Origin of the sequence: Spinactinospora alkalitolerans (genome assembly GCF_013408795.1) — a bacterium.
GTDB lineage: Bacteria > Actinomycetota > Actinomycetes > Streptosporangiales > Streptosporangiaceae > Spinactinospora > Spinactinospora alkalitolerans.
The window spans coordinates 6247406-6259800 of sequence record NZ_JACCCC010000001.1 but is presented as its reverse complement, the minus strand read 5'-3'; the positions used below and the strand labels follow the sequence as shown (position 1 = coordinate 6259800).

General features: G+C 73.9%; 13 protein-coding genes. 9 read left to right on the top strand and 4 right to left on the bottom strand.

Going from position 1 to position 12395, the window contains the following annotated elements:
• Positions 1-4 precede the first annotated feature (4 nt).
• On the bottom strand, positions 5-1492 hold the full coding sequence (locus tag HDA32_RS28015) for a SulP family inorganic anion transporter (protein ID WP_179646000.1): 1488 nt from the start codon (positions 1490-1492) through the stop codon (positions 5-7).
• A 552-nt stretch (positions 1493-2044) separates the two neighbouring features.
• Between HDA32_RS28015 and HDA32_RS28010 the strand changes: the two genes are divergently transcribed.
• The 3 genes from HDA32_RS28010 to HDA32_RS28000 are packed head-to-tail and all read left to right on the top strand — an operon-like array spanning position 2045 to position 3805.
• Positions 2045-2287: a hypothetical protein gene (locus HDA32_RS28010; protein ID WP_179645999.1), complete on the top strand. Its 243-nt coding sequence runs from the start codon at positions 2045-2047 to the stop codon at positions 2285-2287.
• 54 nt (positions 2288-2341) lie between these two features.
• Positions 2342-2662, top strand: coding sequence for an ArsR/SmtB family transcription factor (locus HDA32_RS28005; protein WP_179645998.1), 321 nt, complete (start codon positions 2342-2344; stop codon positions 2660-2662).
• A gap of 48 nt (positions 2663-2710) precedes the next feature.
• Positions 2711-3805, top strand: a complete 1095-nt coding sequence (locus HDA32_RS28000; protein ID WP_179645997.1) for an ArsO family NAD(P)H-dependent flavin-containing monooxygenase — start codon at positions 2711-2713, stop codon at positions 3803-3805.
• Between the two features lie 45 nt (positions 3806-3850).
• Here HDA32_RS28000 and HDA32_RS27995 read toward each other — a convergent pair whose 3' ends face one another.
• Positions 3851-4261 carry an arsenate reductase ArsC gene (locus HDA32_RS27995; protein WP_179645996.1) on the bottom strand — a complete coding sequence of 137 codons (411 nt, stop codon included), beginning with the start codon at positions 4259-4261 and terminating at the stop codon, positions 3851-3853.
• A 180-nt stretch (positions 4262-4441) separates the two neighbouring features.
• Here HDA32_RS27995 and arsB point away from each other — a divergent pair, with 180 nt between their 5' ends.
• Positions 4442-5545, top strand: coding sequence for an ACR3 family arsenite efflux transporter (gene arsB, locus HDA32_RS27990; protein WP_218882634.1), 1104 nt, complete (start codon positions 4442-4444; stop codon positions 5543-5545).
• Between the two features lie 113 nt (positions 5546-5658).
• Here the strand turns inward: arsB and HDA32_RS27985 are convergent, their stop codons facing one another.
• Positions 5659-7002: an NAD(P)-binding domain-containing protein gene (locus HDA32_RS27985; RefSeq protein WP_179645995.1), complete on the bottom strand. Its 1344-nt coding sequence runs from the start codon at positions 7000-7002 to the stop codon at positions 5659-5661.
• Positions 7003-7097: 95 nt separating this feature from the next.
• Between HDA32_RS27985 and HDA32_RS27980 the strand changes: the two genes are divergently transcribed.
• Positions 7098-7976: a helix-turn-helix domain-containing GNAT family N-acetyltransferase gene (locus HDA32_RS27980; RefSeq protein WP_179645994.1), complete on the top strand. Its 879-nt coding sequence runs from the start codon at positions 7098-7100 to the stop codon at positions 7974-7976.
• Between the two features lie 216 nt (positions 7977-8192).
• Positions 8193-8729, top strand: a complete 537-nt coding sequence (locus HDA32_RS27975; protein ID WP_179645993.1) for a hypothetical protein — start codon at positions 8193-8195, stop codon at positions 8727-8729.
• Positions 8730-8807: 78 nt separating this feature from the next.
• On the opposite strand, the gene HDA32_RS27970 is transcribed toward HDA32_RS27975, so the two are convergent.
• Positions 8808-9482 carry a YqeB family protein gene (locus HDA32_RS27970; protein ID WP_179645992.1) on the bottom strand — a complete coding sequence of 225 codons (675 nt, stop codon included), beginning with the start codon at positions 9480-9482 and terminating at the stop codon, positions 8808-8810.
• Between the two features lie 506 nt (positions 9483-9988).
• Here HDA32_RS27970 and HDA32_RS27965 point away from each other — a divergent pair.
• The 3 genes from HDA32_RS27965 to HDA32_RS27955 all read left to right on the top strand — a co-directional run bounded on the left by HDA32_RS27965 (position 9989) and on the right by HDA32_RS27955 (position 12356).
• Entirely contained in the window at positions 9989-10972 is a 984-nt protein-coding gene (locus tag HDA32_RS27965) for an SDR family oxidoreductase (protein ID WP_179645991.1), read from the top strand.
• A gap of 180 nt (positions 10973-11152) precedes the next feature.
• The gene (locus tag HDA32_RS27960) at positions 11153-11638 is read left to right on the top strand and encodes a hypothetical protein (RefSeq protein WP_179645990.1); all 486 of its coding nucleotides are present in this window, start codon (positions 11153-11155) and stop codon (positions 11636-11638) included.
• A gap of 502 nt (positions 11639-12140) precedes the next feature.
• A complete protein-coding gene (locus HDA32_RS27955; protein WP_179645989.1) occupies positions 12141-12356 on the top strand; it encodes a hypothetical protein in 216 nt (71 codons plus the stop codon).
• Positions 12357-12395: the final 39 nt, after the last annotated feature.

The window sequence follows — 12395 nt, the reverse complement described above, 5'->3', positions numbered from 1 at the left end:
CGGGTCAGTGGCCGCCGCTGAGGGTGCCGGACAGCTCCTTGTGGAGCTCCTCGCTGGGCACGTTGAGTCCGGTGATCTCGACCTCGATGTGGTGCCGGGCGAACTTCTCGGTGGCGTGGTCCAGGGCCGCGACCGCCGAGGAGTCCCATATGTGGGCGTAGGACAGGTCGATGACGACCTTGTCCACGCCCTCCTCGGTGTAGTCGAACTCGGTGATGAGTTCGTTGCTGGAGGCGAAGAACAGGTCGCCGCGCACGGAGTAGACCCGCACGCCGCCGTCGGGGTCGAGCACGCTGGTGACCTGGGTGAGGTGGGCCACCCCGCGGGCGAAGATCACGGTGGAGGTGATGACGCCGATGATGACGCCGATCGCGAGGTTGTGGGTGGCCACGACCACGGCGACGGTGACGGCCATGACCAGGGTCTCGCTCCAGGGCATGCGGCGCAGGGTGGCGGGGTGGACGCTGTGCCAGTCGAAGGTGGCGACGGCGACGAAGATCATCACCGCGACCAGGGCGGCCATCGGGATGACGGCGACCACGTCGCCGAGCGCGACCACCAGGACGAGCAGGAACACCCCGGCCAGGAAGGTGGACAGCCGGGTGCGGGCGCCGGACTTGACGTTGATCATGGTCTGGCCGATCATCGCGCAGCCGGCCATGCCGCCGAAGAAGCCGGTGATGACGTTGGCCCAGCCCTGGCCGCGCGCCTCGCGGCTCTTGGAGGAGTGGGTGTCGGTGATGTCGTCGACCAGCTTGGCGGTCATCAGCGACTCCATCAGGCCCACCAGCGCCAGCGTCAGCGCGTAGGGGGCGATGAGCCGCAGCGTCTCCAGGGTGAGCGGCACCTCGGGCAGGAAGGGCACGGGCAGGCTGCCCGGCAGGTCGCCCATGTCGCCGACCGTGGGGGCCTTGAGGCCCATCACGACCGCGATGGCGGTGAGCACGACGATGGCGACCAGCGGGGCGGGAACGGCCTTGGTGATCAGGGGCAGGCCGAAGATGATCGCCAGGCCGCCGGCCACCAGGACATAGACCGGGACGCCCACGCCGACCAGGTGCGGGATCTGGGCCATGAAGATGAGGACGGCCAGGGCGTTGACGAACCCGGTCATGACGCTGGGCGGCACGAACCGCATCAGCTTGGCCACGCCCAGCAGGCCCAGGACCACCTGGAACACCCCGGCCAGGATCGTGGCCGCGAGCAGGTAGTCGACGCCGTACTCCTTGGACAGCGGCGCCACGACCAGAGCCATCGCGCCGGTGGCCGCCGAGACCATCGCCGGGCGCCCGCCCAGGAAGGCGATGGAGACGGCCATGATGAAGGAGGCGAACAGGCCGACCCGGGGGTCGACGCCGGCGATGATGGAGAACGAGATCGCCTCGGGGATCAGCGCCAGGGCCACCACCAGGCCGGCCATCACCTCGGTGCGCAGCACCGTCAGGGTCGGGAACGTGGGTCTGCGACGCGTCTTCGTCTTCTGCGAGGTCACGGGGGCCAATCTCAAGCGGGCAGCCCCCAGTGGGGCCGCGGTGCGGTCAGGTCTGTCGGTCGGCACGAGCGCATGCGGGCACGGCGCACCGCCACGGCCGGTGCCGGTGGAAGTGGGAGTGACCTCGGGGACGCCTCGGGCGTCCCCGGCGCGGCGACGTTGCCGCCGGCCTGACCGCTCTCATGCGCAGCGGCCAGGAGGAATCGGGGCGAGCGGAGAATCCGCGCGCAAAAGCCCCGAAGGGCTCAACGAGTCACAATCCTACCGTTACGTAAGGGATCGGATCGCGGTGGCGCATGAGAGAGCCCTCACAGCGGTCGGTGAGCGGGGACCCGTGCGCCAGGTCGGCGTGGATTCCGGCGGAAGCGCCGAAGCCGGTGACGGTCCTCTCCCCCCACTCGGCGTCCCTACCTTCACGTGAGAGTAGGGTGGTGGGTGCGCGCCGACTGCGCGCCGCGCCTCGGCGCCCTCCCCTTCCCGCAGGTCATGGGATTACTCCAGCGGCGTCGGGGCGCACCTTCGCCGATTCCCGACCGCGATTGAGAAGGGACCATGGCGTTCTACCGCATCCGCATGACCAACGGCTCCACCCGCACCCAGCAGGCGCTGCGCGTGCGCACCGACGCCCACAGCCTCTACCTGGAGAACCGCTCCGCCGGCGCCTGGCGCCCGGTGCTCGACGTCCGCCTCGACGAGGTCGAGCAGCTCCAGCGCCGCTTCACCGAGAACAACGGAAGCTGGGTCTGGATCAGCGAGGCGCTGCCCGCCCCCGCCGGCGTCCACGCCCGGCCCTGACCCGGACCCCCGGCGGCGTTTGACTCCGCCGGACCGGCGTGGTGGCATCAAAGCATGCTGATGTCCGATGAGCGTTCGGCCGAGGAGTCCGTCGTCAAGCTGTTCGGCGACCCGCTGCGGGCGCGGATCGTGCGGCTGCTGGCGTCGGAGCAGATGTGCACCTGCCACCTCATCGAGGAGACGGGCGCGCGCCAGCCCACGATCAGCCACCACCTGAAGGTTCTGCGCGAGGCCGGGCTGGTCGAGGCCGAGCCGCAGGGCCGCTTCACCTACTACCGGCTGCGGCCCGAGGCCGTCGCGGCGGTGGCGCGGGACCTGGACGGGCTCGCGGCCCGGGCCGAGCGGGCCCAGCGGGTCCGGCGACCGTGCGACTGACCTCGGCGTCCGCCCGGCACGCGGCCGGGCGCGCACCGCGGGCGACGGGTGAGTAGGGCGCCGGGGCCGGGCTCCGCCGTCGACGTGGCCGTGATCGGGGGCGGGCAGGCCGGGCTGGCGGCCGGGTACTTCCTGCGGCGCACCGGCGCCGACTTCGTCATCCTCGACGACCGGGAACGCCCCGGCGGCTCCTGGTCCGACTACTGGGACTCGCTGCGGCTGTTCTCGCCCGCCGCGCACAGCCCGTTGCCCGGCTGGTGGATGCCCGACCAGGACGGCGAGGAGTTCCCCACCGCCGACCACGTCGCGCGCTACCTCACCGCCTACGAGCAGCGCTACGCCCTGCCGGTGCGCAGGCCCGTCAGGGTCACCGGGGTGCGCCGGACGGCCGGTGCGCTGGAGGTGGCGGGCGACGCGGGGACGTGGCGCGCCCGCAGCGTGATCAGCGCGACCGGCACCTGGCGCGCACCCGTCGTCCCGCACCTGCCGGGGCGGGCGGAGTTCACCGGGCGGCAACTGCACACCGCGTCCTACCGGCGCCCGGAGGAGTTCGCCGGCCAGCGGGTGGTGGTCGTGGGCGGGGGCAACTCCGCCGCGCAGATCCTGGCCGAGGTCTCCGAGGTGGCCGAGACCACCTGGGTGACGCGCCGCCCGCCCCGGTTCATGCCCGACGACGTCGACGGCCGCGCGCTGTTCGACATCGCCACGCGGCGCGAACGCGACCGCCGCGCGGGCGGGCCCGGGACCGGGGCGGTGGCCGCGCTCGGCGACATCGTGATGGTGCCGAGCGTGCGCGAGGTGCGCGAGCGCGGGGTGCTGAAGGCCGAGCCGATGTTCGCCCGGCTGACCCGCGACGGCGTCGCCTGGTCCGACGGCAGCGCCCAGCCCTGCGACGCGGTCGTCTGGTGCACCGGTTTCCGCCCCGTTCTGGACCACCTCGCCCCGCTGGGGCTGCCCGACGCCGACGGGCGCGTCGCGACCGAGGGCACCCGCAGCGTCGCCGAACCGCGCCTGCACCTGCTCGGCTACGGGGACTGGACCGGCGGCGCATCGGCCACCCTCATCGGCGCCGGCCGCACCGCCAAGACCGCGGTCGCCGAGATCACGGCGTCACTGCGGGAGGGCGCCGACGGTGCGGACTGAGGCGTCGACGCCGCCGGGGACTCCGGCGGTCCCGAACGCGCGGCCTTACCGGGCCGCGGCGCCGAGTTCGGTGATGAGGGCCTCGACGCGGCGGCGGATCTCGTCGCGGATGGGGCGGACGGCCTCGATCCCCTGCCCGGCGGGGTCGTCGAGCTCCCAGTCGAGGTAGCGCTTGCCGGGGAAGACCGGGCAGGTGTCGCCGCAGCCCATGGTGATCACCACATCGCCGGCCGCGACCGCGTCGGAGGTGAGGGCCTTGGGGCGCTCGGCGGTGATGTCGATGCCGATCTCGCGCATGGCCTCCACGGCAACGGGGTTGATCGCCTCGGCGGGGGCCGAGCCCGCCGAGCGGACCTCCACGGCGTCGCCGGCGAGGTGGGTCAGCAGGCCGGCGGCCATCTGGGAGCGTCCGGCGTTGTGTACGCAGACGAAGAGCACGCTGGGCTTGTCCGACACGGGAGCGGCCTCTCTCGGGGAAGCGGGTGTTCGTGCCGACACCGGCGCCGGTTCCCGGCGCGCACCGGCGGGTGTCCGGTGGCGCGGCTGCCGGAGTCGACCTCAATCTATCAGCCGTTGTTGATATCAGCATAGGCTGATGTACCGTGGGTCCGGTACACGACGACGGGAGGACGGGTCATGGCCCAGGCCGACACGGATGCGCCGACTTCGCGGGCGGGCGAGGTGAAACGGCTGTCGACGCTGGACCGGTTCCTGCCGGTGTGGATCGGGCTGGCGATGGCCGCCGGGCTCGGTCTGGGCGGGCTCGTCCCCGGCCTGCAGGGCGTACTGGACGCGGTGCAGGTCGACGGCGTCTCGCTGCCGATCGCGCTGGGCCTGCTGCTGATGATGTACCCGGTGCTGGCCAAGGTCCGCTACGACCGCCTCGACACCGTCACCCGCGACTCCCGGCTGCTCGTCTCCTCGCTGGTGCTGAACTGGCTGGTGGGTCCGGCGGTGATGTTCGCGCTGGCCTGGATCTTCCTGGCCGACCTGCCGGAGTACCGCACCGGTCTGATCATCGTCGGGCTGGCCCGCTGCATCGCGATGGTCATCATCTGGAACGACCTGGCCTGCGGCGACCGCGAGGCCGCAGCCGTCCTGGTCGCGCTGAACTCCGTCTTCCAGGTCGTCGCGTTCGGGCTGCTGGGCTGGTTCTACCTCGACGTGCTGCCCGGGTGGCTGGGCCTGTCCCAGAGCGGCATCGACGTCTCGGCCTGGCAGATCGCCAAGAGCGTGCTGGTCTTCCTGGGCATCCCGCTGCTGGCCGGCTACCTCACCCGCACCTTCGGTGAGAAGGCCAGGGGCCGCACCTGGTACGAGGAGCGGTTCCTGCCCAAGATCGGCCCGGTGGCGCTGTACGGCCTGCTGTTCACCATCGTGCTCCTGTTCGCCCTGCAGGGCGACGCGATCACCTCCCAGCCGCTCGACGTCGCCCGCATCGCCGTCCCGCTGCTGGTCTACTTCGCGGCGATGTGGGGGGTGTCCATGCTGCTCGGCCGCGCCGTCCGGCTCTCCTACGAGCGCTCCACCACGCTGGCCTTCACCGCGGCGGGCAACAACTTCGAGCTGGCCATCGCCGTGGCGATCGGCGTGTTCGGGGTGACCTCGGGCCAGGCGCTGGCCGGCGTGGTCGGCCCGCTCATCGAGGTCCCGGTCCTGGTCGGCCTGGTCTACGTCTCCCTGTGGGCGCGCCGCTTCTTCGCCCGCGGCACCGCGGACCCGGCGGCGGTCGGCCGCTGAGCCGATCCGTTTGCCCGGCCCCGCTTGCCCGGCCCCGCTTGCCCGGTCCCGGCGCGCCCGCGGGGCGGCCGGTGCCGCCGCGGGCGCGCCGGGTACCGCTCCGGGCCGGTCGCTCACTTCAGGGCGGGGACGGCCGGGCGCGTCAGCTCGACGGGTTCCGGACCGGTGCCGCAGCATCCGCCCTCGGCCTGGGCCGCGGGGTCGTCGAAGAGGCCCGATCCGCCGCACACCCCGGTCTCGGGCAGGGTCAGCTCGACCTTCGCCGCGGCCTCGTGGTCGCCCGCGATCGCCGCGGCGATGCTGCGCACCTGCTCGAAGCCCGTCAGCGCCAGGAACGTCGGCGCGCGGCCGTAGGACTTCATCCCGGCCAGGTAGAAGCCGGGTTCGGGGTGGGACAGCTCCGCGGCGCCGTGCGGGTAGACGGTGCCGCAGGAGTGCACGTTCGGGTCGATCAGCGGCGCCAGCTCCACCGGCGCCTGCAACGCGGCGTCCAGGCCCAGGCGGACCTCCGACAGCCACGACAGGTCGGGGCGGAACCCGGTCAGCGCGATCACCTCGTCGACCGGCTCCAGAGCGCGGTCGCCGTCGTCGACCAGCAGGACCCGCCCGCCGTCGGCACGGACCTCGGCGGTGCGGAACCCGGTCACGATCTCGATGTGCCCGGCCTGCACGGCCTTCTCCGCACGCAGTCCCAGCGCGCCGCGCGCCGCGAGCTGATCGGCGGTGCCGCCGCCGAATGCGTCGCCCACCTCGCCGCGGCGCAGCACCCACAGCACACGCGTCCCCGGCGCCTCCTCGGCCAGCTCGGCGAGCGCGACCAGGGCCGTCAGCGCCGAGTGGCCGCGGCCGACCACCGCCGTGCGCCGACCCGCGTACCCGGCCCGCACCGCCGGGTCGGCGACGTCGGGGATCCGGTGGGAGACCCGGTCGGCGGCGGCCGCCTCGCCGAGGGCGGGCAGGCCGTCGCCGCCCAGCGGGTTGGGCGAGCCCCACGTGCCCGAGGCGTCGACGACCGCGCGGGCCAGGACGCGCTCCTCGCCGCCGTCGGCGGTGCGCACGCGCACGGTGAACGGGTGCTCCTCCCGGTCGGCGTCCACGACCCGATCGCGGCCCCTGCGGCTCACGCCGACGACCTCCGCTCCGAGGCGCACGCGCTCGCCCAGGGCCGCGGCCAGCGGCTCCAGGTAGGAGGCGACCCACTCCGCCCCCGTGGGGTAGGTCTCGTCGGCCGGACGGACCCAGCCGGTGGCGGCGAGCAGCTTCTCCGCGGCCGGGTCCACCAGATCCCGCCACATCGAGAACAGCCGCACGTGCCCCCACTCGCGCACCGCCGCGCCCGCGGAGGCCCCCTTCTCCAGCACCAGCACCGGCAGGCCGCGTTCGGTGCCCTGCGCGGCGGCGGCCAGCCCGACCGGTCCGGCCCCGATGACGACGACGGGTGGTTCGGTAGCAGACATGTCGACGATCCTTTCATCGATCGGCGTCGATTGATACGGACTTTATCGATATCCTTCGATGGACGCAAGCATCGATTGTGGTCGATAATGGGGGCATGACCGTGTCGACGCCCGCCCCCGAAATCCCGACCCTGCGCCCCGACGACGCCGAGACCTATGCGGCCTGGTTCGCCTGCCTGGCCGAACCCACCCGGGTCCGGCTCCTGCACGCCATCGCCTCCAGGCCCGGCACCAGCGGCGTCGGCGAACTCGCCGCCGCACTCGGGATCGGCCAGCCCACCGTCTCCCACCACCTGCGCAAACTCGCCGAGGTCGGGTTCGTGACCACGGCCAAGGAGGGCACATCGACCCGGGTGGCCATCAACCCGGCCTGCTGCACCGGGCTGCCGCACGCCGCCGACGCCGTCATGGGTCTGCTCGCCTCCCGGCCGTGCTGCCCCACCGACCTGCCCGCCGACGTGTCGGTGCGCGCCATGGAACCCGCCGACTTCGGCGCCGTGCGCCGGATCTACGCCGAAGGCATCGCCACCGGCGACGCCACCTTCGAGACCCGGGTTCCCGGCACCGAGGCGCTCGACGCCAAGTGGCTCAAAGAGCACCGCTGGGTGGCCCAGATCGACGGCGAGGTGGTCGGCTGGGCCGCCCTCGCCCCCGCATCCACCCGGGAAGTCTACGCCGGGGTCGCCGAGAACTCCCTCTACGTCGGCGAAGGCGCCCGCGGGCGCGGAGTCGGCAAGGCGCTGATCCACAAGCAGGTCACCGCCGCCGACGCCGGCGGCCTGTGGACCCTGCAGACCTCGATCTTCCCCGAGAACAAGCCCAGCCTCGCCCTGCACCGCAGCGCCGGCTTCCGCACCCTCGGCGTCCGCGAGCGCATCGCCCGCCACCGCGGAGTCTGGCGCGACACCGTCATGCTGGAACGCCGCCGCGACGACGGCTGCGGCCCCGCGGACGGCTGCCACCCCGCCGGGTGACCTCCCGGCCGCACCGGCCGTGCGGGTTCACCGGTGCCCGACCGGCCCTTCGGCGAGGGCGGTCGACGCCCGCGGGGCGGCGGATCGCCGGACCGGCGGGGATCGCCGTCGCGCTGATGGCCGCGCTCAGCGGGGCGGACCCGTACGGCGAGGACGGGACCGCCCGGTGCGGACGCGGGAAGAGTATCCCGGCCCCGTTCGGGTAGCCGGACGGCCATGTGGCGCAGAGCGATGGTGCGGGGCATGGCCGCCGGGCTGGTCGGCGTGGTCGCGATGACGGCCGTCGAAAAACTGGAGCAGTCCTGCACCGGACGTCCGAACTCCCACGTACCCGGGCGGACGCTGGAGCGGCTGCTGGGGCTCAGGGAGGGGGCCGGGCGCCGGTCCGGCTCGCTGAACCTCGCCATGCACGCAGGGCAGGGCGCCCTCCTCGGGGGCGTGCGCGGGATCATGGCGGCCTCGGGACTGCGGGGTCCGTGGGCCTCCGCCATGTTCTTCAACCTGCGGCTGACCAACGACCAGATCCTGGAGAACGCCACGGGCGTGGGGGCTCCGCCGTGGACGTGGCCGCGCGACGAGTTGGTGATCGACCTCGCGCACAAGGCGGTGTACGCGTTCACCACCGGGGCGGTGGCCGACCGCCTGGTCGCCGGTCTCGGGCCGGGACCGGGGCGGGCGCACGCGATGATCCGCCCGGGGCGGCGCACCGGCGTGGGGCCGCCACCTGCGGGGCCGGTTCTCCGGCGGTCGTGACCGGCCCTGAACCGGCGGTTCCGGCGCCGATGAGGTCGCGGCCACGGGAGAGGAGAGGTGCCGACGGCCACCGCCCTCTCACTCCCGGGGCGGTCGTCCGGTGCGGCGCCAGTACTGGCGGCCGTCCCGGTCGCGGAGCACGATGCCCAGCTCGGCCAGCTCCGCGCGCAGCAGCTCGGCGTCCGCGCGGTCCTTCTTCTTCAGCGCCCGCGCTCTGGCCTTGAGCAGCGCGTGGGCGCCGGGGGACAGGTCCGGGAGATCGGGCACCCAGCGCCGGTAGTCGGCCCCGTGCGGGTCGCCGTCCGCGCACCACGGGTACCCGTGGGCCAGGAAGGCCCGTTCGAGCCGCCCGGTGTCGATGTCGCCGCCCTGCCGCACCAGCTCCTCGGTCTCCCGGCCGAGCAGCACGAGCTGCTTTCCGTCGAGGAACACCGCCTCGATCGAGGCGCGCCGCACGTCGCGCGATGAGGAACCGCGCGCGACGGTGACCCGGTCGTCGTCGACGGTGACGGCCATGTGGTCGTCCTCGGCCAGGAGCGCGACCACCAGCCCGCCGACGAGGCCGAGGACCAGGCAGCCGACCGTGGCCTGCGGTTCCGGAAAGGAGGCGATGAGCTCCAGCGGCCCCTGGAACGGCGTCCACGGCAGGGACGCCGCCCAACCGGCGACGGCCTTGACCAGCCACCCGAGCGCGGCCCCGGCCAGGGGAAACCCGGCCCACACCAGGGCGCGCTCCCCGCGTGTCAGGGCCACGACCGTCGCTCCCCGGGGCGGTGGTGCGTCGGACGGCATCGGTCGGGCTCCTCTCGGCCGGGTTCGTGCGTGCGGAACGGGTCCGCGTCGCGCCTCCCGCGCGGGTGCGGGCGGTCGCGTCGACGAAGCGCGGGCGGTCGCCGTCCGGCGGACGACCGCGCCGGTGAAGGGCGACCGGACGGATCCGCCCATGCCCCGACCCTAGGGACGGGCGCCGTCGCGCCGCGTCGGTCGTCGGCACCGGTCCCGCCGACCGACGTCGCCGATCGGCGCGCCGCGGTCGGCTGAAGGTATCGCCCGGTGCGACTTCGGTCGCCTCCGCCGCCGCAGTCTCCCGACTCCCGTCAGCGATCTGGTGTGCTGAGTCGTTGATCCGGTGGATATCGCCGTGCCGGGGGAGAACGCTCAGGTCATCGGGTCGGACCGGGGGATTCGCCGCTCTCGGCGATTCTGCTGAGAGCAGGCGCGGGTTCCCGCACGTCCGGCCGGCGGGCAGAGTGACCGGTATGAGACTTCTGATGCTGGGCGGAACGGAGTTCGTCGGTCGGGCCGTCACCGAGGAGGCGCTGGCGCGGGGCTGGGAGGTGACCGTCTTCCACCGCGGGCGCCACGAGCCGCCGCGGGGCGTCACGGCCCTGCGGGGCGACCGCGGCGCCGCGGACGGTCTGGCAGCCCTCGAACAGGGCGAGTGGGACGCCGTCGTCGACACCTGGACCAACGCGCCGTCGGCGGTGCGCGACGCGGCCCGGCTGCTGGCCGACCGGGTCGGGCGCTACGTCTACGTGTCCAGCCGGTCGGTCTACGCCTTCCCGCCCCCGGCGGGACTGGCCGAGGACGGCCCCCTGGTGGAGGCCTCGCCCGATGACGACGAGGTCGACTACGCGCAGGCCAAGCGGGGCGGCGAGCTGGCCGCGATCGAGGCCTTCGGCGACCGGGCGCTGCTGGTGCGCGCGGGGCTCATCATCGGCCCCTGGGAGAACATCGGACGGCTGCCGTGGTGGCTGCGGCGGATCGCCCGCGGCGGTCCGGTCCTGGCGCCCGGACCGCGCGACCTGGACCTGCAGTACATCGACGCCCGCGACCTCGCCGTCTGGGCCCTCGACGCCGTCGAGCGCGGGCTCGGCGGCCCCTACAACCTCGTGAGCCCGCGGGGGCACACCACGATGGGCGAGCTGCTGGAGACGTGCGTGCGCGTCACCGGATCCGACGCCGAGCTGCGCTGGACCGACCCGGAGCCGATCCTCGCGGCGGGCGTCCAGCCCTGGACCGAACTCCCGATCTGGCTGCCGCGGGGCGAGCTCTACGACGCCCTGTACCAGGGGGACGTCACCAAGGCGGTCTCCGCGGGGCTGCGCTGCCGCCCCGTCGCCGAGACGGTTGCCGACACCTGGGCCTGGCTGCAGGAGCTGGGCGGGGAGCCGCCCCAGCGGCCCGACCGCCCCTCGGTCGGACTGGCCCCGGAGACCGAGGCGAAGCTCCTGCGGGGCTGAGCCGCCGGTCGCGCAGGGATCCGGGCCGGGCGGAGCCGCCGGCTCGGCGCCTTCCGCGACCGTGCGGCCGACCTCCCGCCCCCTTCCGCCTCGCGTTTCCGGACTCCCTAGACTGCGCCCCGGCCATCGGCGCAGCGGGGAGCGGTGCGCGAGACGACTCGAAGAGGACGGGAGGTCGGCATGCTCGACCGCCAGGGACTGCTGAACTGCATCCACCAAGCGATCCACGACACCTCCTACACCATGGCGGCGACCCCCGGCGGCGCCAGGGTGTGGGGCAGCATGCAGAACCGGTTCGGGACCATGCACCAGGACACCGTGGTCACGGTGGACGTCGAACTGAACGACGCCGCGGGCACCGCCAAGGTGATCGACCGGGTCGAGGAGGCGCGACGGAACGTCCTCGGGGCGCAGCGCGGGTTCTCCCGGGGCCCGGCGAACTACAAGCGGATCACCTGGACGCCCGGCCAGGGCAAGCGCACGCTCGACGCGGGCGACCTGCACGCGCGGGTGGTCGGCGCGGTCCGGCGCGCCGGCTGGCGGCCCGTGGAGGACACGGCCGCGAGGACGGGCGCCAACGTCGTGTTCACCGTGGGAATCTGCGTCGCGCTGGTGGCGGCCTTCGTCCTCTCCATGACGGCCCTGATGATCAGCATCTCGGGCTGAGGAACCGGCTCCCGCCCGATCCCGCTCCCCGCGCTCGCTCATCCTCCGCGGCGGCGCGCGTCGTCGGGGGAGTCGGCGCTTGCGCAGGTACCCGCGGCTCGTCGCCCGGGCGACGAGCCGGCCGGCCCCCGACCGGTCGATGCCCAGCTCGTCGGCCACGCCGTTGACCGCCGCCCCCGCTCCGCCGCCCCGCGGCCGCCGGTCACGCGTCCTCAGAGGTCGGGCCACACGTGGGGTTCCACGTAGTTGTGGCGGTCCTGGAAGAACCAGTCGGCGAGGTCGCCGAGCCGTTCGACGCAGTCCTCGTAGTACCGGGCTGGCTCGGCGGTCCGGCGGATTCAGCGGTGTTTGTCGCGACAGCCGCCGGAATCGCCGGAGAGGACCGCCCTCCGGATCGCGGAGGACCGCCGTTCCTAGTGTGGCCGTGTGAACGCGGAGCACCGCCCGTTCGGACGGCCGCGAGCGTCCGCGATGGACCGCACGACATCGACAAGGACTCATCATGAAGAAAAGACGGCGCCGCATGATGGACGACCCCGAGGTCCGCGCCGCGATCGAGCGTCTGGTGGCCGACGTCCCACCGCCCGCCCAGGACCGCGAGGACCGGGTCCGGCCCCTCGTCCACCCCTCGACCGCACCTTCGCGCGCGACTTCGGAGCGCCGGAGGCAGGGCCCTGACGAGGGCGAGGACGCGCGCTCGCGCAAACGGTCCGCATAGGGCCGCCGCGGTCGGCGCGCCCACCGGGTCCCGCCCGGG